Source organism: Acetobacter estunensis (assembly GCF_011516945.1).
GTDB classification, from domain to species: domain Bacteria; phylum Pseudomonadota; class Alphaproteobacteria; order Acetobacterales; family Acetobacteraceae; genus Acetobacter; species Acetobacter estunensis.
This window is the reverse complement of sequence record NZ_WOTH01000011.1, coordinates 66,754-93,119: the sequence shown is the minus strand read 5'-3', so window position 1 is coordinate 93,119 and position 26,366 is coordinate 66,754. Positions and strand designations below refer to the sequence as shown.

The 26,366-nt window shown below is 61.5% G+C and carries 26 protein-coding genes; 5 read left to right on the top strand and 21 right to left on the bottom strand.

The features are described from left to right. Positions 1 to 9: 9 nt before the first annotated feature. Positions 10 to 957 (bottom strand): peptidoglycan-binding protein, encoded by a 948-nt coding sequence (locus GOB87_RS07560; RefSeq protein ID WP_166314526.1) that lies wholly within the window; start codon positions 955 to 957, stop codon positions 10 to 12. 270 nt (positions 958 to 1,227) lie between these two features. Between GOB87_RS07560 and GOB87_RS07555 the strand changes: the two genes are divergently transcribed. Continuing rightward, the gene (locus GOB87_RS07555; protein ID WP_166314524.1) at positions 1,228 to 2,082 is read left to right on the top strand and encodes a hypothetical protein; all 855 of its coding nucleotides are present in this window, start codon (positions 1,228 to 1,230) and stop codon (positions 2,080 to 2,082) included. A gap of 24 nt (positions 2,083 to 2,106) precedes the next feature. Here the strand turns inward: GOB87_RS07555 and GOB87_RS07550 are convergent, their stop codons facing one another. From GOB87_RS07550 to prfB, 10 genes are all read right to left on the bottom strand, one after another. After that, on the bottom strand, positions 2,107 to 2,769 hold the full coding sequence (locus GOB87_RS07550) for a transglycosylase SLT domain-containing protein (RefSeq protein ID WP_242006229.1): 663 nt from the start codon (positions 2,767 to 2,769) through the stop codon (positions 2,107 to 2,109). 45 nt (positions 2,770 to 2,814) lie between these two features. Beyond that, positions 2,815 to 3,543, bottom strand: coding sequence for a pyridoxine 5'-phosphate synthase (locus tag GOB87_RS07545; protein WP_166314521.1), 729 nt, complete (start codon positions 3,541 to 3,543; stop codon positions 2,815 to 2,817). Beyond that, a complete protein-coding gene (pdxA, locus tag GOB87_RS07540; protein ID WP_166314518.1) occupies positions 3,540 to 4,568 on the bottom strand; it encodes a 4-hydroxythreonine-4-phosphate dehydrogenase PdxA in 1,029 nt (342 codons plus the stop codon). The genes GOB87_RS07545 and pdxA overlap by 4 nt, the downstream gene beginning before the upstream one ends. After that, complete coding sequence (locus tag GOB87_RS07535; protein ID WP_166314515.1) at positions 4,535 to 5,923, bottom strand: M20/M25/M40 family metallo-hydrolase; 1,389 nt, start codon at positions 5,921 to 5,923, stop codon at positions 4,535 to 4,537. The genes pdxA and GOB87_RS07535 overlap by 34 nt, the downstream gene beginning before the upstream one ends. 90 nt (positions 5,924 to 6,013) lie before the next feature. Beyond that, positions 6,014 to 7,234 (bottom strand): tetratricopeptide repeat protein, encoded by a 1,221-nt coding sequence (locus GOB87_RS07530; protein ID WP_166314512.1) that lies wholly within the window; start codon positions 7,232 to 7,234, stop codon positions 6,014 to 6,016. Between the two features lie 5 nt (positions 7,235 to 7,239). Beyond that, complete coding sequence (locus GOB87_RS07525) at positions 7,240 to 7,680, bottom strand: ExbD/TolR family protein (protein ID WP_166314509.1); 441 nt, start codon at positions 7,678 to 7,680, stop codon at positions 7,240 to 7,242. A 57-nt stretch (positions 7,681 to 7,737) separates the two neighbouring features. Further along, positions 7,738 to 8,163, bottom strand: coding sequence for an ExbD/TolR family protein (locus GOB87_RS07520; protein ID WP_166314506.1), 426 nt, complete (start codon positions 8,161 to 8,163; stop codon positions 7,738 to 7,740). Between the two features lie 4 nt (positions 8,164 to 8,167). Then, positions 8,168 to 9,133: a MotA/TolQ/ExbB proton channel family protein gene (locus tag GOB87_RS07515; RefSeq protein WP_166314503.1), complete on the bottom strand. Its 966-nt coding sequence runs from the start codon at positions 9,131 to 9,133 to the stop codon at positions 8,168 to 8,170. A gap of 36 nt (positions 9,134 to 9,169) precedes the next feature. After that, positions 9,170 to 9,838, bottom strand: a complete 669-nt coding sequence (locus tag GOB87_RS16955) for an energy transducer TonB (protein WP_166314500.1) — start codon at positions 9,836 to 9,838, stop codon at positions 9,170 to 9,172. Positions 9,839 to 10,214: 376 nt separating this feature from the next. After that, a protein-coding gene (gene prfB / locus GOB87_RS07505) for a peptide chain release factor 2 (protein WP_166314497.1) occupies positions 10,215 to 11,346 on the bottom strand; the annotation gives its coding sequence in 2 pieces (ribosomal slippage) (positions 10,215 to 11,276 and positions 11,278 to 11,346; 1,131 coding nt in all). Between the two features lie 109 nt (positions 11,347 to 11,455). Between prfB and cbiB the strand changes: the two genes are divergently transcribed. Continuing rightward, positions 11,456 to 12,415: an adenosylcobinamide-phosphate synthase CbiB gene (gene cbiB / locus GOB87_RS07500; protein ID WP_166314585.1), complete on the top strand. Its 960-nt coding sequence runs from the start codon at positions 11,456 to 11,458 to the stop codon at positions 12,413 to 12,415. Positions 12,416 to 12,422: 7 nt separating this feature from the next. On the opposite strand, the gene GOB87_RS07495 is transcribed toward cbiB, so the two are convergent. The 3 genes from GOB87_RS07495 to GOB87_RS07485 form a co-directional block, all read right to left on the bottom strand. Next, positions 12,423 to 14,207 (bottom strand): ABC transporter ATP-binding protein/permease, encoded by a 1,785-nt coding sequence (locus GOB87_RS07495; protein WP_166314494.1) that lies wholly within the window; start codon positions 14,205 to 14,207, stop codon positions 12,423 to 12,425. Between the two features lie 80 nt (positions 14,208 to 14,287). Continuing rightward, on the bottom strand, positions 14,288 to 15,370 hold the full coding sequence (locus GOB87_RS07490) for a zinc-binding metallopeptidase family protein (RefSeq protein ID WP_166314491.1): 1,083 nt from the start codon (positions 15,368 to 15,370) through the stop codon (positions 14,288 to 14,290). Positions 15,371 to 15,408: 38 nt separating this feature from the next. Next, positions 15,409 to 16,266 carry a transglutaminase family protein gene (locus tag GOB87_RS07485; protein ID WP_166314488.1) on the bottom strand — a complete coding sequence of 286 codons (858 nt, stop codon included), beginning with the start codon at positions 16,264 to 16,266 and terminating at the stop codon, positions 15,409 to 15,411. 248 nt (positions 16,267 to 16,514) lie between these two features. On the opposite strand from GOB87_RS07485, the gene GOB87_RS07480 reads away from it, so the two are divergent. Continuing rightward, positions 16,515 to 17,987: a circularly permuted type 2 ATP-grasp protein gene (locus tag GOB87_RS07480; RefSeq protein ID WP_166314485.1), complete on the top strand. Its 1,473-nt coding sequence runs from the start codon at positions 16,515 to 16,517 to the stop codon at positions 17,985 to 17,987. After that, complete coding sequence (locus GOB87_RS07475; protein WP_338421427.1) at positions 17,984 to 19,018, top strand: alpha-E domain-containing protein; 1,035 nt, start codon at positions 17,984 to 17,986, stop codon at positions 19,016 to 19,018. The genes GOB87_RS07480 and GOB87_RS07475 overlap by 4 nt, the downstream gene beginning before the upstream one ends. An 82-nt stretch (positions 19,019 to 19,100) precedes the next feature. On the opposite strand, the gene GOB87_RS07470 is transcribed toward GOB87_RS07475, so the two are convergent. From GOB87_RS07470 to GOB87_RS07450, 5 genes are read right to left on the bottom strand one after another with little or no spacing between them, the layout of a single operon-like run. Further along, the gene (locus GOB87_RS07470; protein WP_166314482.1) at positions 19,101 to 19,655 is read right to left on the bottom strand and encodes a histidine phosphatase family protein; all 555 of its coding nucleotides are present in this window, start codon (positions 19,653 to 19,655) and stop codon (positions 19,101 to 19,103) included. Next, positions 19,652 to 20,677: a threonine-phosphate decarboxylase CobD gene (gene cobD, locus GOB87_RS07465; RefSeq protein WP_166314478.1), complete on the bottom strand. Its 1,026-nt coding sequence runs from the start codon at positions 20,675 to 20,677 to the stop codon at positions 19,652 to 19,654. The genes GOB87_RS07470 and cobD overlap by 4 nt, the downstream gene beginning before the upstream one ends. Beyond that, a complete protein-coding gene (locus tag GOB87_RS07460; protein WP_166314475.1) occupies positions 20,674 to 22,140 on the bottom strand; it encodes a cobyric acid synthase in 1,467 nt (488 codons plus the stop codon). Before GOB87_RS07460 ends, cobD begins: the two co-directional genes overlap by 4 nt. Then, positions 22,140 to 22,751, bottom strand: coding sequence for a cob(I)yrinic acid a,c-diamide adenosyltransferase (gene cobO, locus GOB87_RS07455; RefSeq protein ID WP_166314473.1), 612 nt, complete (start codon positions 22,749 to 22,751; stop codon positions 22,140 to 22,142). The genes GOB87_RS07460 and cobO overlap by 1 nt, the downstream gene beginning before the upstream one ends. Beyond that, complete coding sequence (locus GOB87_RS07450; RefSeq protein ID WP_194303259.1) at positions 22,748 to 24,070, bottom strand: cobyrinate a,c-diamide synthase; 1,323 nt, start codon at positions 24,068 to 24,070, stop codon at positions 22,748 to 22,750. The genes cobO and GOB87_RS07450 overlap by 4 nt, the downstream gene beginning before the upstream one ends. Before the next feature lie 56 nt (positions 24,071 to 24,126). Between GOB87_RS07450 and GOB87_RS07445 the strand changes: the two genes are divergently transcribed. Then, on the top strand, positions 24,127 to 25,254 hold the full coding sequence (locus GOB87_RS07445) for a cobalt-precorrin-5B (C(1))-methyltransferase (protein ID WP_166314471.1): 1,128 nt from the start codon (positions 24,127 to 24,129) through the stop codon (positions 25,252 to 25,254). Here the strand turns inward: GOB87_RS07445 and cobM are convergent. Both cobM and GOB87_RS07435 read right to left on the bottom strand, forming a co-directional pair. After that, complete coding sequence (gene cobM, locus GOB87_RS07440) at positions 25,233 to 25,985, bottom strand: precorrin-4 C(11)-methyltransferase (RefSeq protein WP_166314469.1); 753 nt, start codon at positions 25,983 to 25,985, stop codon at positions 25,233 to 25,235. The genes GOB87_RS07445 and cobM overlap by 22 nt on opposite strands. Then, complete coding sequence (locus GOB87_RS07435) at positions 25,982 to 26,365, bottom strand: cobalamin biosynthesis protein (protein WP_166314467.1); 384 nt, start codon at positions 26,363 to 26,365, stop codon at positions 25,982 to 25,984. Before GOB87_RS07435 ends, cobM begins: the two co-directional genes overlap by 4 nt. Position 26,366 lies beyond the last annotated feature (1 nt).

The following is a 26,366-nucleotide window of genomic DNA, read 5'->3' as shown; positions in this document are numbered from 1 at the left end:
GCCGCTCCCTCAGGGAGTCTGGCGAAGGGACTTCACCTTGATGTCCGACAGTTCGACCGTGAAACCTGTCCAACTGTTGATGGTCGTGCCCGTCATCTTGCCCACACACCCATCCTCCGGCTGATGGCATTGCGAAAGCGTGGTCCAGGACGCCGCATCCAGATCGTCAGGAGAGAAGGTGATGGAAGGATGCCCACGTCCCTGTGTCGCCTGACAGATGTCATCCGCGCAGTACACCCTTGCCACGATCATCACTTTCTGCCGGTCCAGATGGCGCTGGCGGCCCACCACCTCATCCACCGTCATGACTTTTTCCATGCCCGTCCCACCCGGCCATGGCGGGGGTTCGTGCGCATCGGCGGACATATCACCGTCGGGCTGCTCCTGAACGCTCTCCCCATCGTCGAGCGCTGCCGCATCCGCATTGGAGAGGAAGCCGTCCGCGACAGGACGGTGGGCCACGCGCTGCCATGTCGCGATGGCCTGCCGCGTGTCATCGCCATAAACGCCGTCCACCGGCACTTCAGGCGCAAGAAATCCCAGATCCTGTAGCTTCTGCTGAAGCGCGATATGACGGTCGATGGGGCGCGAAGCCTCCTCCAGAGCGTTCCCCGACAGGCGCTCGCGGTAACGGGCCGCCAGTCGGTCGAGCGATGCGGCGTAACATTTTCCTTCCTCCGCCCGCGCTTCCATCCGGCATGTTTCCGGCACAGCGATGGCCGCCGCGACGTCCCGATCGAGCGAGTCACGCGCCACGCCCTGCGTTTCATGCCGCAGCGCCTGCCATGCCTGATCGAACATCAGCGCATGACGGGCAACATCGTCATCCGTACAGACAAGCCGCGCGGCCTCGTCCTTTTGCGGAAGCGGTGTGCAGGCCGCCACAGGCCTGTAGGAACGCGCCTGCGCCACGCCACATTCCATCACCAGAAGACTGGCCAGCATCAATTTCCGCACGATCGCCCTCATAGTTCCTCGCAACGGCAATCTAGCAGACGGCCGAATATTGAACATGGGCGACCCGCTGTTACGGACCGAGACAATTGCGGCGCTGAGTGGTCCTCATCCCGTCACAATGTGTCTCCAGAGTGTTCTGATCGTCTCTGGTGGCATACGCGGGCCGTCGTACCCATATGACGCTCAGTTTCCGTTTCGGACCTCGCGCCATTACCCTGTCGGCATCAGGCGTCAGGTCCATCATCCTGCCCGGCATTCGGGAGACACATCATGTCCACGAACCGTCTTTCCCTTCTTTCATCTGTATTCGCCATTGCTCTCACTTTCAGCAGTACTGCGCCCGCCTTTGCCCACGGTGGCGGTGGAGGAGGCGGTGGGTTTGGCGGCGGCGGTGGCGGATTCCACGGTGGGGGCGGAGGCTTCGGTGGTGGCGGATTCCATGGCGGCGGACCGGGTGGCTTCGGCGGTGGCGGGTTCCATGGCGGCGGGCCGGGTGGTTTCGGTGGTGGCGGGTTCCACGGCGGCGGGCCGGGTGGCTTCGGCGGTGGCGGGTTCCATGGCGGCGGGCCGGGTGGCTTCGGCGGTGGCGGGTTCCACGGCGGCGGGCCGGGTGGCTTCGGCGGTGGCGGATTCCATGGCGGAGGACCGGGTGGTTTCCGGGGCGGCGGTTGGGGCGGCCGTGGATGGGGCGGTGGCGGCTGGGGCGGCTGGGGCTGGGGTCCCGGCTGGAACTGGGGTTGGGGCTGGGGTGGTTACCCTGCCTTCTATGGCTGGGGCGGTTATCCCTATTGGGGTGGCTGGGGCGGCTGGGGTTGGGGTTGGGGCTGGGGCGCGCCGTTTGCCTTCGGTTCCTTGCTCGGCCTCACTATAGGCGCGGCGGCGGCTTCCTTGAGCTATGACTCCGGTGATTATTATCAGGGTTCCGGCACGACTGCGCAGCCTTATGGAGACTACAGTCAGGGATATACCCAGCCGATGCCAGCGTCGGGCTATACGTCCTATCCGACGTATTCCTCTTATCCCACGAACGCGATGCCGCAGCAGAATGCCGCGCCCTCCAACGTCGTCCAGTGCTCGAAAGGCCTTTATTTCAACACCCTGACGGAAAGCTGTGACCGGCCATAAGCCGGTCACGCTCCACGCGGCGGCTCAACCTTCCGTGCGCAAGGCTTTCCGCACGGAGAGTGGGCCACTCGCAGGCTCAAAGACGGTAATGCCGTGGGCGGACATCTTCGCAATCCATCCCTCAGGCACTCCAATGCCGGAGGGATGGGCCATGGACGAAGACGACGCCAATCGTCTCTCATAAAACCGGAAAACATCCTGCGCGTACCGCACACCTTCAGAAGACGCGGCATGATAGCGCGCGACAGCGCCGCGCCATGAGCCGGTCTCTCCACGAAGCTGACGCAAATAGGTAGCCGCAGCCAGACCGTTCATCACCGGGTCGAATGCCATCTCGATGGTTGCAAAGGCCGTGCCGTGCCAGCCGAGATTGATCTGGAAACAGCCGACATCAACCCGCGGTCGTATCCCGAAAGCGCCCGATTGCAGCATGCCCTTCACCGCGTCCGCTGCCAGTGCAGGGCGCTCGAACGGCACGGACAGACCGTTGACGTTCACAGCCAGCGGATGGTTGCCGCTCTCCACATGACCGATCGCAGCCAGAAGTCCGCGTGGAATATCCAACCGCTGCTCGGCAAGGGCCGCCGCCTGCTCGCACGACGTCTCATCCGCCAGAGCAGGCGTTATCCCGACCATACAGGCCGCCAACGCACCCACCGCACAGACAGCTCGAAGTGAAAGAACCATCCTGCCCGCGTAACGGGCAGATATTCACGCCCGGTTAAGGGCGGCTCAAACTTCGGCCGAGCGCGCCGCTTTCATCAACCGGCGCATTTCCTGCACAACCGATCCCAGCCCGTCGAAAATTGCCTGCCCGATCAGGAAATGACCGATATTCAATTCCACGATCTCAGGGATCGCGGCCACGGGCGCGACATTGCCGAAGCTCAACCCATGCCCGGCATGGACCTCCAGCCCAAGAGACGCTGCCTGTCGGGCCGCTGCCTTCAGCCGCGCCAGTTCGCCTTCAGTCCCCTGCGCATATGCACCGGTGTGCAGTTCAACGACCGCAGCCTCCACCGCCGCCGCCGCTTCGATCTGCGCCGTATCGGGGTCCACGAACAAAGACACCCGAATACCGCGCTCACGCAGACGCTTCACCTGCGGAATGAGCGCGTCCACCTGACTGGCCACGTTCATTCCGCCTTCCGTCGTCACTTCCTGACGATGTTCCGGCACAATGCAGCACGCATGCGGACGCAGTTCGCAGGCGATGTTCACCATCTCCTCCGTCGCCGCCATTTCCATGTTGAGCGGCACCCGCAACTCCGTGCGCAGACGCCTGAGATCCTCATCACGGATATGCCGTCGGTCCTCGCGCAGATGCGCCGTGATGCCATCCGCACCGGCTTTTACCGCCAGAAGCGCGGCTTCCACCGGGTCCGGACTCTGTCCACCCCGTGCGTTGCGCAGCGTCGCCACATGGTCGATGTTCACGCCAAGACGCTGATAACCGCTCATGCGCCCTCTCCTTTTCCGAAAACCTGCCGATTGTGCGCAAGCTCACCAGCCAGCCTCAACGCCGCCACCAAGCTCTGCGGTTCCGCCACGCCCTTCCCGGCAATATCGAACGCCGTGCCATGATCGGGGGACGTGCGCACGATGGGCAATCCCAGCGTTACGTTTACCCCGTTCGCCATGTCCAGCGTTTTGAGCGGGATCAGCGCCTGATCGTGATACATGCACAGCGCCGCGTCATAGCGTTCCCGCGCGGTTTGGGTGAACATCGTGTCGGGCGGCATCGGCCCCTGTACATCCAGCCCTTCCGCCCGCAGGCGCTCAATGGACGGAATGATCGTCTCAATTTCTTCGCGTCCCATCATTCCCCCCTCGCCCGCATGGGGGTTCAGACCCGCAATCGCCAGTCGTGGTGAGGCAATACCGAAATCGCGCTTCAACGCCTGCGCCGTTGTGCGTGCCGTCTCCACGATCATTGCCTCATCCAGCATGTCCAGAGCATCCCGCAATGAGACATGGATCGTCACCGGCACGACCCGCAGCATCGGACTTGCGAGCATCATCACTTCTCGCCCCGGCACATGGCACAGTTCGGCAAGGAACTCCGTGTGTCCGGGATGCGGAAATCCTGCGCGACGAAGCACGGCCTTACTGATCGGGTTGGTCACCACTCCACCTGCCGCCCCGGCCCGCGCCAGCCCAACCGCACGCGCGATACTGTCGATCACTGTCTGGGCATTGGCGGGATCCGGTTCTCCCGCGCGAACGGGGACGGGCAGCCGCATGGGCAATACCGGCAACGCTTCGGCAAAAACCGCTGAAGCATCACCAATTTCTTCAATCTCCTGCACAGGCATCCCCGCCGGAAGACAGGCCGGATCGCCCAGCCATGCGAATACTGGCCCCTCCGCGCGCAGCCTTTTCCACGCGCCCGCCGTGATCTCCGGCCCGATCCCGGCCGGATCGCCCATGGTCAGAGCCAACGGCAAGGCGCTCATCGCGCCAGCGCCGTGAGCACGCGCACCCATGAGCGCGTGCCCTTGTGAAAGGACGTCAGGCTGTATTTCTCGTTGGGAGAATGGATGCGGTCATCGTCCAGTCCGAACCCGATCAGCAACGTATCCAGTCCGAGCGCCTCCTTCACCTCCCCCACTACGGGAATGGAGCCGCCACAGCCAATGACGGCGGCCTGCGTGTTCCATTCTTCGCTGAGTGCTTCCAGCGCTTTTTCAAGCTGCGGCATGTCGGACGGCACGACGCTGGCCGGAGAGCCGCCATGCGCGATGAACTCGACCGAACAGTCTTTGGGCAGCCGCAGACGCACATGCTCGCGAAACGCCGCGCGAATTGTCTCCGGCTCCTGCGTCCCGACCAAGCGGAACGACACCTTGGCCGAAGCCTTCGCAGGCAGCACGGTCTTGAAGCCCGGCTCCTCATACCCGCCGGAAATGCCGTTGATCTCGCAACTCGGACGACACCATGTCTGCTCCAGCGCGGTATATCCCACCTCGCCCGCAGGCCAGCGCAGACCGACACTTCCAAGACCGGCTTCGTCCGACGGCCCGATATCGCGCCAGAGCCTCCGCACATCGTCAGGAAGCTCTGGCACGCCGTCATAAAATCCCGATAATGTGACACGCCCCGTCGCACCGTCACGCAGATCCGAGAGAATGTCGCACAGCACCTGAATGGGATTGCGCGCCGCATTGCCGAACATGCCCGAATGCAGATCACGATCCGCTGCCGTGACGATGACTTCCTCGCCCACCATGCCGCGCAACATGGTTGTGATGGCTGGTGTTTTCGCGTCCAGCATCCCCGTGTCGCAGATCAGCGCGACATCCGCCTTGAGTTCCCCCGCATTGGCTTTGAGAAACGGCAGCAGGTTCGTACCTCCGGACTCCTCTTCCCCCTCGATCACCATCGTGACACCCACGGGGAGCGCGCCATTCGCGTCGATCAGGGCGCGACAGGCTTCAAGGAAGGTCATTACCTGTCCCTTGTCGTCCGCCGCTCCCCGCGCGCGAATTTCCTGTGCGCCATCCGGCCCCTCCATCAGACACGGCTCGAAGGGGGGCGTCTGCCACAAATTCAGCGGGTCGACCGGCTGAACGTCGTAATGGCCGTAGAACAGCACATGCGGCGCATCCTGTGGCCCAGCCCGATGCCCGACGACGATGGGATGTCCCGGCGTCTCACGGCTCGATGCTTCGAACCCAAGTGCGTGCAATTCTTTCACCAGCCAGTCGGCGGCCGCGCGGCAATCCTGCGCATGGGCGGCCTGTGTGGAAATGCTGGGAATGCGCAGAAAGGCGAACAGCCGCTCAAGACTGTCGTTGATGTTGGAATCGACCTGTTCAAGCGCCTTGTGGGTGGCTGTCATGACTCTCCCTTCCCTGCTCCCGCAACGGATCGGAAGCCGGGGGATAGTGGCATGAACGACCAGACCGGCGAAACAGCCGATCCGCCGACCTTATTTCCCCGAGGTCAGCTTCAGTACCCACAACCGTGCGATATCCGCTGCGCCATTATCGCCTCCCACAGTGTGGAACGTGGCAATGGCGTCCTTCGTGCGGCCCGCATCCATTTCGGCTTCGCCCAACCGCAGTTTCGAGATATCGAGATCCGTCGTGCCTTTCGCGATGCCGTCTTTCATCACCGCAAGACCCTGATCCACCTGTCCGGCCAGCACGCGGTTGTACCCCACCGTCACCAGTCGGTTGCCGGTCTTTTCCTGTCGGGCCGAAGCCTCATCCGCATCGGCGGAGGCCTTTCTGTCCGCAATCGCCTTCATCACCAGCGCGCGCAAACGTCCTTCACGCGCGGCCGACGGCCCCTGTCCCAGCGCGCCATAGGCATAGCCCTGCGTCATGATGTCGAGGCCCACCTGCGGCAGCCCCATCTGCACGGCAATCTCGGTCGCATCCATGAAATCGGCTGTCTGCATCAGGTTCCCCAGCGCGAGACGAATGCGGTAGACGTCCAGATGCAGCGAGGGCGGCAGGCGGTCGTTGGTCACCAGCGCATGCAGAAGCTGCGCCCAGTAATCCGGCTTGGGATACAGTGTGGCCAGCAGGGAATAGGCGTGCGTCTGTGCTGACGTATTCTTGATCTGCGTGGCACACGTTGCCAGCAGCAGAAGCTGGTCTTCGGTTGGCTTTTTGCCCTGCTTTTGCAGACTGTCCACCAACATTCGCTGCACCCGCGCGGCGTTGGCGTAATCGTGCTGGAGATAATAGGCCTGCGCGAGAAGGTTCTCCATCTGCGCGTCCGGACCGACCTCCTTGAGGTAGCGCTCGATCCCCTTCACGGCACGCGGATAGTCCTTGGCGGTGTAGGCCATCGTGCCTTCCGCCTTGAGCATCTGGGCGCGGGCCTCACGAGAGGTGCGCGGTGAGGCGATTAACTGATCGTAGGCCTGCGTCGCGCCTGCCAGATCACCCGATTGGGACGCCACGGCAGCGCGCATCTGCTCAATCGTGTAGGTCTCATAATCGCTGCGACCGGGAACCGCCTGCGCTTCATTCACCGCCGCCATCGCACGGCTGTAATCATGCTTCCCCAGCGCGGTTTCCGCTGCCTGAAGAGCCGCTCCCACCTTGGGGCCGAGCTCCTCCTCGGCATGCGCCACAACCGGCGCGCCACAGATCAGGACGGAAGCAAGAAGGGCTGCACGAAACGAACGCAGGCTCATGAAACTCAATCTCCGTCGGTAAACTGGTCCTGGCCCACGATGCCGAGCCTCGTGATGCCAAGCCGCTGCGCATCCGCCAGCACATGAACCACCGTCTTGTAATCCGCCAGACGGTTCGGGCTGATGTGCATCTCCGGCTGTTCCGGCTGCTCGGCGGCGGCCTCACGAAAGCGCGTCTGCAACTCGGCCTCATTGGTCACGGGGGCGCCGTTCCATGTGATCGTGTTGTCGAAATCGATCCCCACCGTAACCACACGCGGATCTGGCGTTGTCTGCGGCGGCGGATTGCCTTGCGGCAGATCCATCGACACCGAATGCGTCTGAAGCGGAATGGTGATGATGAGCATGATGAGCAGCACCAGCATCACGTCGATCAACGGCGTGGTGTTGATATCGACGATGCCTTCGTCCTCGGTCGTGCTCTCGGACCCGACATTCATGCCCATAACCAAAACCCTCCCCGGCCGATCCGTTCCGCCGTCAGGACGGCGAAACGCTGCCAATCAATTCGTGTGCGGCTGCTCAATGACAAAATCCACACGCGTGACGCCTGCTTCCTGACAGGCCGCAATCAGACGACCCACCGATTCATAACGTGCGCTTGCATCGCCCCGGATCATGATCTGAGGCTGTGGTTTCTCGACCGCCACCTGCGCCAGTCTGGCCATCAGATCGTCCCGGTCGCGCAGCGGCGTCTGGTTCCAGTAAGCCTGCCCGTCCGGCGTCACAGCCAGCGTGATGTTGCCCGGCAGCACCTTGCTGGGCTGGTTGGTGTCCTTGGGCAGCGTCACTTTCACCGTGTGCGTCGCCACCGGAATGGTGATGAGAAAGATGATGAGGAGCACCAGCATGACGTCCACGAGAGGCGTCGTGTTGATCGCCGAGACGACCTCGTCCTCGTCATGCCCTCCGCCGACGGACATGCCCATGGTCTCAGCCCACCCGGTCGTTTGTGGTCGCCGTGGTGGGCGAATTGTCCGGACGTACAACCACCGTCTGGCGCACGGCACCATGACGGAAACCGCCGATCAGAATGGACTGGAGATCGGCTGCGAAGTTGCGCACACGGTCCATGCTCGTCTTGTTGCGACGAACCAGCAGGTTGTAGCCCAGCACAGCGGGAACGGCGGTGCCCAGACCGATGGCCGTCATGATGAGCGACTCACCCACCGGGCCCGCCACCTTGTCGATGGACGCCTGACCCGCGATGCCGATGGCTGTGAGCGCGTGGTAGATACCCCAGACCGTGCCGAACAGCCCCACGAACGGCGAGGTGGAACCGACCGTGCCGAGGAAGGCCAGTCCGCTCTGAAGGTCGCTCTGCACCGAATCAACCGCACGCTGGATCTGCGAGGACGTCCAGGCGGAGAGGTCGATGGATTCCTGCATCGTTCCTTCATGGTGCTCCGCCGCCACGATCGCGGTCTCCGCGATATAGCGGAAAGGAGACGCTCCACTCAGCGAAGAGGCGCCTTCCTGGAGCGTCGGGCGCGTCCAGAAGTTCTTCGCCGCCTCGCGGGAGGCCGAGAAAAGGCGCGACTGCTCGAAGAATTTCGTGATCATGATGTACCACGAACCGAGCGACATTCCGAGCATGATGATCAGCACGGTCCGCGCCACGATATCGCCATTCCCCCACAGCGCGCCAAGTCCGTAGGGATTGACCACGGTTTCGGTGCCGGTGGGCGAGATTGCGACCGGTGCGGGCGTCGTCGCAGGAACCTGCGTTTCCTGACCCGCCACAGGCGTGCCGGGCTGAGGTGCCGACTGCGGCACCGTCTGGGCGGCAGGTGCGGTTTCCTGAGCAAAGACCGCCACGGGCGCGGCCGTCGCCAGAAGAACGGCCAGAGCGGGAACACCCAGCGCGGAGAAAGGCAGGCGGCGGAACAGTCGGGTCATCGTGGCAGCGTCCTCATGAATGAAGCGGCAACAGGATCAGTTGTCGGACAGATCGAAGGATATGGTAAACACATGATGCAGTTCCCTCACGGGCACACCACGCAAAGTGGCAGGCGCGTAACGGGCTCTGCGGAAGAAATCAGCGGCCGATTTTGCAAAATCCTGTCCGCCGCGCACGGTCTTGAACGTGCAGTTGGTGGGACGGCCATCCACCTCCACATCACACACGGCCGTCACCTCCCCTTCGCGCCCTTCGTCCAGCGCTTCGGGCGGATAGATCGGGGTGACGTGGTTGACCACACTCTCGCTTGCCGGGCGATCCGGCGCGGCATTGGCCGGAGGTGCGGGTGTCGTCGCCGTCGAGTGCTCGCTATTGGCGTTCTGCTCCACCGGCTTGGGCGGCTTCGTATGCGTGACATGACGCATTACCGGCTTGGGCGGCGGTTCCGTATGAATCTTCGGAGGCGGGATATAGGGCGGCGGCGGAGCCTCCATCTTGGGTGGAGGCGGCGGCGGTGGAGGTGGCGGAGGAGGTGCCGCTTCATGAATGACGGTTGTCTTCAGAGGCGCGCGCAGAACCGGAACCGTTTCCTTGTCGACCCAATTTTCATAAACGATCGCAATAACCATGGACACGAGGACGACACCCGAGATGCCGACGATCTGCTTCGTCGGTTTGCGTCGTTGCCGCGCGTACTCCAGCATTCCAGCACATCTCCCTAGACATCGTCACCGGATCATCCACCCTATAATTGGGTCGGATCAATGGCACAGCACACTTGCCCGAACTGCGAACTTTTCGCAATACGACCCGGATCGCGCCCGTGATGCCTGATTGGGCCGCTGAGGACAACGGATGTCAAGTCACCACGACATATTTTGATACACATTCGTGAACAGGAAAACCGTGAAATTTTACAAGATTTTCCGGATTCCCGCGCAAATCCCACAGTCGAAACCATGGTGCGTCCGCACGGGTTGGCAACCGCGTCACGCCCTCTCGGACGGAAGACAACAAGAAAATACCGTCCGGAGCATTATCGACGCTCCGGACAGACATTTCCTCGCCGGCACGGACGTCTCACTGAGCGCTGGCACTCGCTTCCGAACGGGTTGCCCCCACGCGGGCCGCAAGCGATCCCGCCATGAAGTCATCCAGATCACCGTCCAGCACTGCGTCCGGGTTGGTTTTCTCCACGCCGGTCCGCAGATCCTTGACCATCTGGTAAGGCGCCAGAACATAGGAACGGATCTGATGTCCCCAACCGATATCGGTCTTGGCCGCCTCGGTCTGGGCCGCCGCCGCCTCACGCTTTTGCAATTCCGCCTCATAGAGACGGGCGCGCAGCATGCCCATGGCCGTCGCACGGTTGCGGTGCTGTGAACGATCCGTCTGACATGCCACGACGATGCCCGAAGGCACGTGCGTGATACGGATGGCGGATTCGGTCTTGTTGACGTGCTGACCGCCCGCGCCGGACGCGCGGAACGTGTCCACACGAAGATCCGCCTCGTTGATCTCGATCTCGATCGTGTCGTCAATCACCGGATAGACCCACACCGATGCAAACGACGTCTGACGACGCGCCGCCGCATCGAACGGCGAGATACGGACCAGACGGTGTACGCCCGCCTCGGTCTTGAGCCAGCCATAGGCATTGGGCCCACTGACCTGAATGGTCGCGGATTTGAGACCAGCCTGCTCACCTTCCGAACTTTCGATCAGCGTGATCTTGTAGCCATGCGCTTCCGCCCAGCGGGTGTACATGCGCAACAGCATCTCGGCCCAGTCCTGAGCCTCTGTGCCACCCGCACCCGCATTGACCTCAAGATAGCAATCATTGGAATCGGCCTCGCCGGAAAGCAGGCTCTCGATTTCGCGCCGCTTGGCCTCCTCGGCCAGACGCCTAAGCGTGCCGGTGGCCTCCGCCACCATGTCGGTGTCGCCTTCCGCCTCGGCCATTTCCACCAGTTCGAGCGAGTCCTGAACCTCGTTCTCAAGGTTCTGAACGCCTTCGATCTGGTTGGCCAGAAGCGTCCGCTCGCGCATCATCTTCTGCGCGGCCTCGGCATCGTTCCACAAATCCGGGTCTTCGGCCCGGTTGTTCAGTTCGGCAAGCCTGCCCTGAGCGACATCCCAGTCAAAGATGCCTCCTCAGCAGCGCGACCGACTGCTTGATCTGTTCGTTGAGCGCTTCCGTCTCGGCGGACATGCGACCGTGACTCCGTCTCTCGGGGTTATCGACAAACGGCACCAGATACAGCCGACAGGCAGACGTGTCACCCCTGCCCGCAGCACTTCGCCACCGCTATGCTGTCTCCATGCTCCGCTTCTCGCCCGCCACCGCCGCCATCGCTCTCCTGACGGAAGGCCTCTGCGGCTACCCAGCGCCACTGTATCGACGCATCCGTCATCCCGTCGTGTGGATGGGCACCCTCATCGACGCGCTGGAACGTCGCCTCAATCGTCCCACTGCTTCCCGCACGACACGCCTTTTGACCGGCGCAGCCGCAACAGGGGCCATCACCCTCATTCCCACCGCTCTTGCGGCCGGTGCCGCGCGGCTTGTGGGCAAAAAACCGCTGCCATGCGGCCTCCTTGCAAGCGCCTGCATGGCTCAACGCTCCCTGCACCAACACGTGGAAGCTGTGGCCATCGCTTTGGAAAAAGATGGGCTGGAAGAGGGGCGCCGCGCCGTTTCCATGATCGTGGGCCGTGATCCAGCCACATTGGATGAGTCCGCGATCTGCCGGGCAGCCATTGAAACGCTGGCCGAGAACTTCTCGGACGGGATCGTGGCTCCGGCCCTATGGTGCGCGCTTGGCGGACTGCCGGGAGCCGTATTCTACAAGGCCGTCAACACCGCCGACAGCATGATCGGCCATCGCAGCGACCGCTTCGAAGCCTTCGGCAAATGCGCCGCCCGGCTGGATGACGCGATCAACCTGCCCGCCTCGCGCCTCGCGGCCCTTCTGCTCATTCTCGCCGCACTTCTCTCCGGCGCGGACTGGAAAGAAGCCATCCGCACCATCCGACGCGACGCCCCCCATCACCGCTCCCCCAACGCGGGCTGGCCGGAAGCCGCCATGGCGGGCGCACTCGGTGTCGCGCTGGCCGGACCGCGTGTGTATGGGGGCACAATGACGGAGGTGCGCTGGATGGGCACGGGACGCGCAGACCTTACCCCCAGCGACATTCGCGCGGCCTTGCATCTCTACCGCAGCGCCTGTCTGCTTCAGGGAGCCGTTCTCTCAGCGCTGTCCGTGCGTTATCCAAGCTGAGCAACCCTTACCCCAGTGCCGAGACCGCAGGACCAGCGGGGCGGAAATGCGCGATATCGAGTTGCACGTCCTGTCGTGCCAGCAGACCGGGACGATGGGTAATGGACACCAGCGTGACCGACGGCAATTCCGTCCGCAGCAGGCTGTAAAGCGCTGTTTCCGCATCTTCGTCGAGACTGGAGGTGGACTCATCGAGAAACACCCAGTCCGGCGCGGTCAGCAGCACACGCCCGAACAGAAGCCGCTGCTGCTCACCCGCAGAGAGGGTCTCCGCCCAGCGCGCTTCCTCATCGAGCCGTCCCGCAAAGGCTGCCAGTCCCACCTTCGCCAGCACGGCATTGACCGCCTCCGGAGTGTGCGCTTCCACAGCACCGGGATAGCACAGAGCCTGTCTGAGCGTGCCCAACGGCAGGTACGGCGTCTGCGGCACGAACATCATTCGCGCGTCCGGCTGCACGATACGCCCGGCGGCAAACGGCCAGATACCGGCCAGCACACGCAGAAACGTAGATTTGCCTATGCCCGAGGGACCTGTCAGCGCAATGTTGCGGCCACGTGGCAGCGTCAGGCAGACATCGTTGAGCAGCACGCTCCCATCCGGCCGCATGATGCTCAGATGCTCCACAAGCAGGTCCGAGTCAGCAGCACCTTTCACACGTTCGATGGCCTGTTCATGTGCCCGCGCTCGGTCCATCGTGCGCTGGAACGTGGCCAGACGCGCAACATTGGCGCGCCATTCCGCGAGTGAAGCGTAAGAGGAAGCAATCCATCCCAGAGCGCCCTGCACACGGGAGAAGGCCAGCACAAGCTGCATGAGCGTGCCGAAACTGATCTTGTTCGCGAAATAACGGATCGACCCCACAAGAAGCGCAAAGTTTCCCGACAGCACCTCAAGCCCGCTCGTCAGCAGCCCCAGCCACTTCGTGCGGTTCATGATGCGCAGGAAATTGCCGTAAACGGACGTGAACTTTCCAAGCAGTCCCGCCTGTTCTTGCGCGGCACCTCCCGTAAGCGCGATGCTTTCGGCGTTGTTGCGCACATGCACGAGCGCATAGCGGAAATCCGCCTCCACCTTCTGCTGGAACATCCGCAGACCGATCAGCCGGCGTCCCGCCAGATGGGTGATAAGTGTCGCCACGATGGAATAGATCAGCGCCACCCACAGGAAATACCCCGGAATACGCACACCCAGCACCACAAGCGGCCCTGACAGCACCCACAGGAGGCCGACATAGCTGCACAGGGTAATAACGTTCGACAGAAGATCCGTCACCTGTGTCAGCGTGTCGGCCGCAAAACGATCGATGTCTTCCTGAATACGTTGATCCGGATTGTCCGGCCCCTGACCGGGCGTGCTTTCCCTCTCGGGCGCCGTGTCCAATCCGGCCTCATGCACGGCAATGAGAAAGGCCGTGTTGCGCTCAAGCCATTGCGCCAACATGTGGCGTGTCATCCATCCACGCCAGCGCAGTTGCAGAAGCTGCTGGAGATAGGTGGCATAGACCGCCCCAAGAAGCGACGGGATGGCAATGATGAAGAAGCCCGGCACGAGGCCGTCCGGCGTACGGACGTACCAGAACAGCCCGAGCATGAAGTTCTTCACGTCCCGCTGCTGAAGCGCCGTGTAATAGATATTACGCGAGAAGGACTGGAGCACGTCCAGCCCCACAAGGATTAGTGTGAGCGCCACGACCGCGAGAAGAAGCCCCCACGCCCATTTGCGATCCTCAGACGTAAAATAGGGGCGGCTCAGATACCACACCTCGCTCACAAGCCGCCGGAACTTCTTCATGGACGCATCTTCTCCTCATCGTGCGGAGCGGCACCCTCACGCATTCACTCGCATCACGCAATGGAGAGAGACCGCCCGACCTATCGCAGCGCCTGTGTCTCGCGGATCAGGGCATGAATGAAGGCCAGTTTCCTACGCACACCCGCCGTCAGGACGAACGGATAGAAATCCGACAGCCCCATGGAACGGTTCAGACTGTTCACCGCCGATGTCAGGGGCATCCACGCATTCATGATCTCATCGAAAGAGGCGCGAAGATACGGATCTTTCAATGTCCCCGGAGCAGAGACGGCGGCTGTTCCGGTGGCGGGATTGATTGTCACACCATAGGCCGAAGCCGTCTCAAGCGTGGACACAATGTGGAGGTAATGCGCCCAGGTCTCCGCGAAATCTTCCCAAGGATGGGCCGTGGCGTAGGCACTGACATAATGCTCTCGCCAGTCCGTGGACAGCGGGCGGCCATAATGCGCCTGCAAGGCCTGTTGATAGTCCTCCCGGTCATCCCCGAACACGCTGCGGCACGCCTCCACGCGACCTGCGTCACGCACCAGCACGTTCCAGTAATAATGGCCCACTTCATGACGGAAATGCCCCAGAAGCGTGCGGTAATACTCGCCCATTTCCACGCGCATCCGTTCACGCTCGGCATCGTCGGCCTCCCGGATCGCGAGCGTGATCAACCCGTTGTCATGCCCCGTCATCACAGGGGCCGATCCATCGGGGGCATCGTCGAGAAAATCGAACGCCAGCCCCCCTTCGGGATCTTCCCAGCGATTGCGGAGGGGAAGTCTCAGACGCAGCAGGGTATAAAACAGACGATGCTTGGCGATCTCGATCTTGCGCCAGCGTTCCAGATTGCCCGGGACGGACAGATCGGGAATGGTGCGGTTGAAACGGCAGGCAAAACAGACTGGCGTGTGGTTCTGATCGGTGGCCGAGGTCAGCCAGTTGCACACATCGTACGCATGGTTAGCGCAGTAGACGACTTCCGCATGTCGGACCTGAGGCTCCATCGGATGCCACCGCCCTGCCACCTGAGCGGGTTCCAGCGCCGTCAGCATGGACAAGCCGGGCAGATACCCCACCGGATGATGACAGGATTCGCACGCCGTATTTTCGAAAAACAGCGGCTGCTCACAGCATTGACAGGAAAACAGCTTCACGCGACCGCCACCCTCATCGCCTCTATCGTCCCATCATGTCAGGCTCTTGCAGAAACTTGCAATGGCCGTGGCAATGCCCGCGCTTCCATCGTCACGTCGAAACGCGCCTGACAACGATCAAGAAGGCCCGACACGGGCGCTGCTTCCTCCGGCACGGCGGAGACAGCGAGCGCAATATGATTCTGCGCGGCAATCTGGCCGGACGTGGTGTCAAACCCCAGCCATCCACGCTCCAGCACGAAGGCCTCCGCCCAAGCGTGCAGATCGCAGGTCAACGCGCCTCCACTTTTTTCCTGAACGAGATAGCCGGACACAAATCGCGCGGCGAAGCCCGCACGACGCGCAAGGGCGATGAAAAGCCATGCACTATCACGACACGATCCGCTTCGACGCGCCAGAGTTTCAGCCGGCGACCAGACTCCGGGTTCGAACCGTGTGCGATACATGAGAGAAGACGCAATGCGCTGATTGAGACCGCATAGCCAATCCAGCGGCATGGCTGTCGCACCTCTCTCCGAATGGGTCTGAAAATCGTCAGGAAGAGGCCCATTGAACACCGGCATACGGTAACTGGCGCGATCAGCCTCACGCCGAAGAATCGGTATCGGGCCGCTTCTACATTCCAACGGATCATAGGGCGAAAGATCGACCGTCATGCGGACCTCGATATCGAACCGCGACATCAATCCGTCGAAAACAGCTTCGGCTACAGTGTTATCGTGCCCATCGGTCTTCCAAAGGACAGCGCCGCCCACTGGCCCAACATCCAGTTCATAGGTCAGCACGGATCTGCGCCCGATCTCTCGCGGATGAAGGCGGATCGTCTGCGGACCGAGAGAAACGGGCCGGTCATAATGATAGGATGTCCGATGACGCAACGCGACGTGAGCACTCACCCGGACATCTCTCCCAAACACGCTTTCACTACCGGCCGCTTCTTCTCACATGCCATCATGACAGGCCATCATTTCCTTCTGACATCGTAACAGGAACACGCAAGGCGGCAACTCTTCGCGACCCACACGCATAAAACGGAACCCGTTACTCTTTTGCTTCTTGGCAAAGGGAGAGACGAGTGTTTTAATAAATTATCGTAACGATCAGGCGCAGATTTTTTCGTCCGATCCAGAAGCGAGGCAGACAGATGGGCGCCAGGATCTTGCAATCCCAGCTTCAGGACGCAGGCATCTTCGCTGCCTATCATGTGCCGGATTTCTTTTGCGAGTTGATGAACCGCGGCGGTCCGCTGCCCGATGAATTGCATTCTGTTCGTGACCGGCTGGCCCAATTCGATCTCGCAGAACTTCGTCACAGGACGGAAAACGCCGAAAAGCAGCTCTATCGTCTGGGCATCACCTTCACCGTTTATTCCGACCGCGAAGCCATCGACCGCATCCTTCCCTTCGACGTCATTCCGCGCATCCTGACCGCTCAGGAATGGACTCACATCGAAAAAGGCGTGCAGCAGCGCGTCCAGGCCATCAATCTATTCCTGCACGACATCTATCACGACCGAAACATCCTGCGCGACGGGGTCGTGCCCGAGCATCTGGTTCTTAAAAACGCCAATTATTGCGAAGCGATGGTAGGAGTGGACGCGCCCGGCGGCGTTTATGTTCATATCAACGGCACGGACCTGATCCGTGACCGCAGCGGTCGCTTTCTGGTGCTCGAAGACAATGCGCGCACGCCGTCGGGTGTGTCCTACGTTATTGAAAACCGGCATATGATGCTGCGCCTGATGCCTGACCTCGCCTCAGGTGTCCCCCTGCGCTCCGTGGAGGATTACGGCAGCCAGCTTTACCGAACTCTGTGCGAAGTCGCACCCGCCAGCGTGACGGATCCGCAGGTTGTCCTGCTCTCACCGGGCATCTACAATTCCGCCTATTTCGAGCATGTCTTCCTTGCCCGTGAGATGGGCGTACCACTGGTGGAAGGACGCGATCTCCTTGTTGAGAACCACCGCGTCTATATGCGAACCGTCGCCGGACTGCGGCCGGTCCATTCCATCTATCGCCGCATCGACGATGCCTTTCTCGATCCCCTCGCCTTCAATCCCGACAGCCTGCTCGGTGTTCCCGGACTGGTGGAGGCCTATCGACGCGGCAATGTGACAATCGCCAACGCGCTCGGCACCGGTGTTGCGGACGACAAGGCGGTTTATGCCTACATGCCGCGCATCATCCGTTATTATCTCGACGAAGATCCAATCCTCGACAGTGTGGAAACCCATATCTGTGCAGAAGCCGAAGGTCTGGCTTTCACACTGGCCAATCTCGAAAAACTCGTTGTCAAACCGGTAGGCGAATCCGGCGGATACGGTCTTCTCATCGGACCGCACGCAACAGCCGCCGAACTGGATGATTTCCGCGCGCGTCTGAAGGCGCGTCCCGACAATTATATCAGCCAGCCTGTCATTGATCTCTCGGTCACCCCCACAATCTGCCCGGACGGCGTGGAAGCCCGGCATGTGGATCTGCGCCCCTTTGCCCTGACCGGAAAATCCACATGGGTGCTGCCGGGAGGACTGTCGCGCGTGGCGCTACGTAAAGGGTCTCTGGTGGTCAACTCCTCTCAGGGTGGTGGTTCCAAAGATACATGGGTGATGTCGGCATGACACAGATGTCTCCGGTTTCGCCCGGAATGCTTCCCGGCCTGAACACGCTTCTCTCCCGTTATGCCGAAAGCATGATGTGGCTGGCGCGTTACATGGAACGCATCGAAAACCTCGCCCGTCTGATCGAGGTGACGGAAACATTCGTGCGCGGCCCCGATGGCAGGACCGTGTGGGACACCATCGTGCAAATCAACACGGATGAGGTGCATTTCCACACGCTGTATCCCCACGCCACCGAAGATGATTATCTCGCATTCTACATCACGGATCTTGCCAATCCGGGCTCCATCAAAGCCATGGCGAATGCTGCACGTGAAAATGCCCGTTCTGTCCGTCCGCTGATCTCGACGGAAATGTGGATGCACCTCAATGTCTTCACGAAGGCGCTTCTGGATCTTGAGCCTTCCCATATCCGCCGCACGGGTCTTTCCGCACTGTGCAACAGGATCAAACAGGATTGCCAGACCCATACAGGCATCACTGAAGGCACGCTCTACCGCGATCAGGCGTGGCTCTTCTACCTTCTGGGGCGCCATCTGGAACGTGGAGACCAGATCACACGCTTGATCGACACGCGATACCATACCCTTCTGCCGGCTGATGAAGAAGTCGGCTCGGAAATCGACACGACGCAATGGGCTTCGGTTCTGCGTTCTGCCGCCGCCTATCACGCATTTCGCCGATTGCAGCCTGTCACCACCACTCCGACGAATGTGGTCGGATTCCTTCTCAAGAACGAAGGCTTTCCCCGTTCACTGGCGCTGAACCTGCGGCAGGCGGACGGGCTGCTGACAGCGCTCTCCACGCATTACAACCTTCGACGTCAGTGCTCACCTGTGCGCGAACGGCTGGCCGAACTGCGCGCCACGCTGGAAGACCAGACAACAGAAGACATGATTATCCGCGGGCTTCACGAATACATGAAATGGATACAGAAAGAGATCGCAGCCCTACAAAACGATCTGGCCGCAGCCTATTGGCCAGCGCCGCAGATTCCCCCACAGGACGTCTCCCCTCACACCGGGCAATAAGAACGAATTGACCTGCAGAGTCCATCGAACTCCCGCAGGTCAGACTCGCCCTATCTTTGGCAAAACCTTACGAACGCAGGCATCACTTCAAAAAGGCCGAGCTTCCCACCATCCGTATCCGCCACCGGCCGGCCCATGTAAGCGCTGTGACGGTCTCAGGCGGCACATCAAGTACATTTTCCCCCGTCGCATCCGCTCGCAAAGCGGCAAGCACCAGCCTGCGGATAACACCGGGACGCAGGGCCGCGTAGGCAACACCTTGCCATGACGGCGCTATCGCTAACCACTTCGAGAGCCTCTGTAACATGTCATTACGGCTTTCCCCTTCCGGTGGCTGGAATGAAGGATCATTCACCCACCGTTCCACCTGCTCGGGCGGCAGATCTCGCAGCGGCTGGCCCGCCCACAGGCCGTAATCGCGATCACGCAAACACGCTTCGAGAAAAACGTCTTTTCGTCCTGTATCAAGGAGAGCGTGGCGATCCTCAACGTGTCCCACGCAGAGCGGAGCAGAAACAGGAAGAAACGCGAGACACTTCGGATCGACCGTTATTCTGTCATGGGGAGACGGAAACACACCGCATTTCACCGCTTGAGGAAGCGGCAAAGCAATACATATAAGTTCCGCCCGCTTCATGGACGCCAGGCCTGCAACGCCTCTTCCAGACGTCCCCACTCCTCATCACTACGCGGAAGCCCAAATCGCAATTCCGTCGGGCGATCGTCAAAAGCTCGGGTGACGATGCCATGCCGGCACAACCACTGCCACAGACCGGGAGCATCTGCGCTCCGCACAAGAGCAAAAAGCAGCGTATGACCGATCACTAAAAGTCCACATTGCGCAAAAAGACCGAATAAGCGCCGCATATCTTTGGCAAGAATAGTGCATCGACGTTCACGCCAGTCACGATCCGTAAGAGCTGCGCATCCGGCAGAAATCGCAACCGTTCCCACCGCCCATGACCCCAACAGTCGCCGCATGCGCGCCGCGATCTCTCTGTTGGCCAGAAGAAAACCAAGCCGCACACCGGGCAGGCCATAGCTCTTTCCGAAAGACCTAAGAACAATCAACGCCGGATGCGGAAGACATGGCGCAAGACTGTCTCCGTTCTCAAGATCCGCATATGCTTCATCCACAACCAGATACGCACCGGCTTCCGCACACCGATCCGCCAACTGATGCAAGCGGGAAACCGATACGCGGCGACCATCTGGATTATTGGGATTGCACAGGACCGCAATGCCCCCACTCCGCACAGCACTCGCGGAAAATGCTGTCATATCCTCTACAACTTGCACATGCGCACCCGCATTTCGCCATGCCGTTTCATGGCCGCTATAGGTGGGACCAAACAGCACAACATCTCGACCGGGAAGCACATACGGCAGAAGACCGATCAGAATCTGCGTGCCGGGACCAGCTACGATCAGTTCTTGCGAATGCACGCCGTAGACATCCGCCGCAGCCGCCACAAGCCGCTCTTCATCCGCATGTTCCGGAAGATGCGTCAGTTCCATCACGGAAGGCATCTGAAACGGATAGGGATACGGGCTGATACCGGTGGAAAGATCAATAAATGGAGCCGGTGCATTGGGAAAAGACGCCATAACCTGCCGCACCTGCCCACCGTGCTCCGGCAGGCGCACAACACGACTCATCCGCGCGACACCGGACGCGCGAGGGCAACAAGTGCCTGCATGTCGATATGCTTCTCCAGATGATCCGCCCATGCGTTCAGAGCCGCCTCCACACGTTCCTCATGATCGCTCAACGGGCCTGTCACCATGCCAACGCGTCCCAGAAGCGCCTCACGTGCAGCCCCACTCTGCATGACACCATGCAGATACGTCCCCCATACACGCCCATCAACTGAGCGCGCACCATCGGGAATGCCGCCCAACCACGCAAATGGACGACCACAATCGACGCCCTGTGTGCGGCCCATATGAATTTCGTAGCCATGGACAGCAACATTCTCTGGAACGAGAACACCCGATACCTCGACCAGTTGTTTCTCCGCCGTCAGTTCCGTGCACACATCCAGCAGTCCCAGTCCCGGCGCTTCCTGAGGCTCACCTTCAATACCTTTTGGGTCGGCAATCATACGTCCCAACATCTGATATCCGCCACAGATCCCGAGAACACGTCCGCCACGGCGCACATGCGCTGCCAGATCGATATCCCATCCCTCTTTCCTGAAGAACGCAAGATCTGAAATCGTGCCCTTCGATCCGGGCAGGATCACCAGATCGCACAACGGAAGTGGTTTTCCCGGCTCCGCGATTATCAGATCCACACCCGGCTCCGCACTCAATGGGTCCAGATCGTCGAAATTCGCAATCAGGGGCATATGCGGCACAACCACTCGCACGCTTCCCCCATGGCCACCGTCTGAGCGCAGATCCGCCGCGTCCTCCGCCGGCAATTCTTTCACACGATCGAGATAAGGCACCAACCCAAGCGGTGACCACCCGGTAAAAGCGGCAATCGCCTCCATCCCCGAAGCAAAGAGAGTCGGGTCACCCCGCATCCTGTTAACGACAAATCCTTTGATGCGCTCAGCATCCATCTCGTTCAGAACTGTTTTCGTTCCCACAAGACTGGCGATCACGCCGCCCCGGTCGATATCGCCCACCAGCACGACATCCACATCCGCTGCCTGCGCGAACCCCATATTGGCAATGTCATCCGCCCTCAAATTGACCTCGGAGGCCGAGCCCGCCCCCTCAACCAGAACAATATCGGCCTCATCGGAAAGCCTGTGAAAAGCACCGAGAACATCCGGCATCAACTCGCGCTTGATCGCCTGATAATCCCGCGCCCGAAACGCACCTCGCACCTGCCCGCACACCACAAGCTGCGCGCCCGTCTCGCTTTGGGGCTTGAGCAACACCGGATTCATATCGACAGAAGGCGCCACCCCGCACGCCTGTGCCTGCAATGCCTGCGCGCGTCCGATTTCGCCGCCATCCACTGTCACGGCGGCATTATTGGACATGTTCTGCGGCTTGAAGGGCCGCACCCGCAGGCCCTGCCGCGTGAGAGATCGCGCAAGTCCCGCAACCAGCACCGATTTGCCAACGCTCGAACCCGTTCCCTGAAACATCAGCGCCCGGGCCATCAGAACTCGATGCCTTCCTGCGCCTTCACACCCGCCTTGAAATGATGCTTCACCAAAATCATTTCCGTCACCAGATCCGCCGTCTCGATCAGCGCAGGTGGCGCATTGCGTCCCGTGACAACCACATGCTGCATCTCTGGACGGGCTGCCAGATCGTCCAGAACCGTTTCAAGAGGCAGATAATCGTAGCGCAGCGCGATATTGAGTTCGTCCAGAACCACGAGCGCCACGTCTTCACGCTCCAGCGCCACCCGCGCCACATCCCACGCTCTGGCGCACGCGGCCACATCGCGCGCGCGGTCCTGCGTCTCCCACGTAAATCCTTCGCCCATCGTGTGCCATTCCAACAGATCGTCGAACCGCTCAAGCGCGATACGCTCTCCAGTGGACCACGCACCCTTTATGAATTGCACAACCACAACCCGCTTCCCGCGCCCGAGCATCCGCAGAGCCAGCCCAAAAGCCGCCGTGGATTTTCCCTTGCCGGGACCGGTGTTCACCGCGAGAAGTCCCTTCTCGATGGTTTTCTCCGCAACCTCCCGATCCTGCACCCTCTTGCGCTTGCGCATCTTCTCCTGATGTCGAAGCGCTTCGTCCCGCTCTTCACTCATGCACGTGTCTCCCGCTGCGCCATCACATGAAAATACGTGCCCGACACGTGTCCGCACCGACCACCCGCCAAACCGAGATCCCGGCCCGTTCCATCGCGCAGATCCACCAGCGGTTCATCATGACCGGCCTCAATCACCTGCGCATAATGAAATTCATGGCCCCGAAGGCATGTACCGCGCCTGCCAAGGGCACAGTCCTCCCGAAGCACGGCTTCCCGATAACCGAGATTCATCTTTCGCTTGGCAAAACTTGTGACATGGCCAAGAAGCCCGCTCATGGGATGCATCACGCCCTGCGCATCTTCAAGAGCGCGGCCGAGCACCATGAAGCCGCCGCACTCACCATGCACAGGTCGTGTTCGCGCAAATTCTGCAAGACTTGTCTGAAAATTTCGCGCCTGTGACAGGCACCCCGCATGAAGCTCGGGATAGCCTCCGGGCAACCAGCAGATATCGCACGATGCGTCCGGCCCTTCGTCTGCTAGCGGCGAGAACGGCACCAGTTCAGCGGCTGCTTTGCGCCATCCATGCGCCAGATGACCGTAAAAAAATGAGAACGCCACATCATTCGCCACCGCGATCCGCTGCCCCGGCGGAGCCACAGCGATGTCGTGCCCACCATGAATGTCCAGCGGCTGCGCCACACCCAGCATTGCGTCAAGGTCGAGTGACGCCACAGTGCGCTCCGCCAAGCGCCCCACCAGCGCCTCCAGTTCGTGCTGTTCGCGCGCCTGCACCAGCCCGAGATGCCGCTCCGGCAACACCAATGTCTTGTCACGCAAGAACGCGCCCAGCACGCTCAGCCCTGCGGCTTCCACGGCTCCTTTTGCCATGGCCAGATGCCGCGCGGACGCCACCTGATTGAGCACTACGCCCGCCACATGCACTGCCGGATCAAGCGTTGCGAACCCGTGTGCCACGGCGGCGGCCGACTGCCCCTGTCCCGAAACATCCAGAACCAGAACAACAGGAATACCGAACCTTGCCGCAATATCGGACGGCGCGCCCCGGTTTCCCTGCGGCTCCATCAAACCGTCGAATAGCCCCATGGCGGATTCCACGACGAGCAGATCGGCATCCTGCGTGGCATCCGCCAGCACACCTTCCAGCAATGAGGGTGCCATAGCCCAACTGTCGAGATTGAAGCTCGGCAGACCCGTCACCGCTTCATGGAAGGCGGGGTCAATATAATCCGGCCCCGTTTTGGCCCCCCTCACCCGCACACCACGGGCGCGAAGCGCTGCCAGAAGCCCCAATGTCACGGTTGTCTTGCCGCCACCTGAACGCGGAGCGGCAATCATGAGTGTGCGCGTCGTCATGCCGGCTCCTCCGAAAACCATTCGCGCCGACGGCTGTTTGCCTTATCCTGCACCGGATGAATGCGCCTTCTCCCCATCTGCGCTCCGGCTGGACCACCGGAAGCTGCGCCACCGCCGCCGCCAAGGCCGCGTGGACAACGCTTTGCACCGGGCATACGCCCGATCCGGTGACCATCACGCTGCCGGGAGGAAAACAGGTCGCATTCGCTCTGGCTGACCACGGCCTCACTCCAAATGGAGCGTGGGCCGCAGTCGTGAAAGACGCAGGCGATGATCCCGACGTCACCCACGGCGCGCTGATCCGCGCCGATGTGATGGCCCTGCCACCCAGTTCCGGCATCACTTTTCATGCAGGCGCTGGTGTGGGTACCGTCACGCGCCCCGGCCTTCCGATCCCGCCGGGGGAACCCGCGATCAATCCCGTTCCCCGCGCCATGATCCGCACAGCCCTTGAGGAGGTCAGCGGCCCCACACCCGATGCCTCTGTCACGATCTCGATTGCCAATGGCGAGGAACTGGCGCAACGCACCCTCAACGGACGGCTGGGCATCGTCGGCGGCCTGTCGGTTCTGGGAACGACGGGCATTGTCGTGCCCTTCTCGTGCTCGGCGTGGATCGACAGCATCCGGCGCGGAATCGATGTGGCGCGCGCCATGCACCTTCCGCATCTGGCGGCGTCCACGGGCAACGTGTCCGAACGCAGCGTGCAGGCTCTGTTCAACCTGCCCGATGCCGCGCTGATCGAAATGGGAGATTTCGCGGGAGGTGTGCTGAAATACGTGCGCGACCACCCAGTCCCCCGCCTGACCATCGCCGGGGGCATCGCCAAGATGACCAAACTCGCACAAGGGCGGCTCGATCTGCATTCCAAACGCGGTCTTACCGATATGGATGCTCTCGCCAAACTTGCGAAAGAGTCCGGGGCGGACAACGCTCTTGCGCAACGCATCTCCACGATCCCTACCGTGGCAGAAGCGTTCCTTTTGACAACGAACGCGGGCCTCAATCTTGGGGATGCCATTGCGAGACAGGCGCGCAACGTGGCGCTGGACGTGCTGAACGGCGCACCGACGGCCCTTGACGTGCTTGTGTTCGACCGCGCCGGTCAATGCGTCGGGCAGGCCATGGATCAGGGCTGGAGCCTCGATGCGCCACATGAAGGTCAGGACCGGAAACGCCGATGATAATCGGGGCTGTAGAGCGCGCTTTCCCGAAATTCCGAGGCGCCCAAAGCGGGGCCGATCAGAACAAGCGCTGTCCGCTCCACCGGATTTTCCGCCGCACGCTCAAGCAGCGTTCCCACAGTAGCCCGCACCATCACCTGATCCGGCCAGCTTGCCCGCCCCACGATCGCCGCCGGACAGTCCGCGCCGTAAAACGGTGTCACATCCTCAACAATGCGTTCCAGCGAATGGATGGCGAGATGGATGGCAAGCGTCGCCCCCGTCGCGGCGAAAGCTGACAGCGCCTCACGCTCGGGCATGGCGGAAGCCCGTCCGCTCACGCGCGTCAATACCACGCTCTGCGTCACCTCCGGCACCGTCAGTTCCCGCCCGAGCACGGACGCCGCCGCCGCAAAGGCCGGCACGCCGGGCGTCATGGTCCATGCAATTCCCAGACGATCCAGACGACGGGTCTGCTCGGCCACGGCGCTGTAAAGCGAGAGATCCCCGGAATGAAGACGCGCCACGTCCTGTCCCGCTTTCTCCGCACGGACATATTCCGCCTCGATCTGATCGAGCGAGAGGGGGGCCGTGTCCACCAGCCGCGCATCCTGCGGGCAATGCTCAAGCATTTCCCGAGGCACGATCGACCCCGCATACAGACACACCGGGCAGCTTGCCAGCAGATCGCGTCCGCGCAGGGTGAGCAGATCGGCCGCTCCCGGACCCGCGCCAATGAAATGGACGGTCATGATTCGTCTCCAGTCCTGACAAGACGTTTTGCAAGGGCGCAGGTCACGTCCCGCCCCTTTTCGCGTGGAGCCAGCAGGATGGACCCCTTCCCCGCACCTGCCAGCGCACATGCTTCCGCGACGGAGGCCAGCCCATGCGCCTTGCGCGCTGCATCCGACACGCTGACACACTCGCCCTGCCGCGACCGCAAAATCTCCAGATCCAGCACGCGCACGGGCAGGGACAAACGCTCGGCTGCCTCGGCAAGGCCCGGCTCCTCCTGACGGAAAGCCGGAATGGCAAGCACATTGGCGCTCACGCCCGCCTGCTGCTGCATCTGCGCCACCAGTTCCACTACGTTGTCCGCGGAAATCCCCGGACGACAGCCAATCCCCGCCACG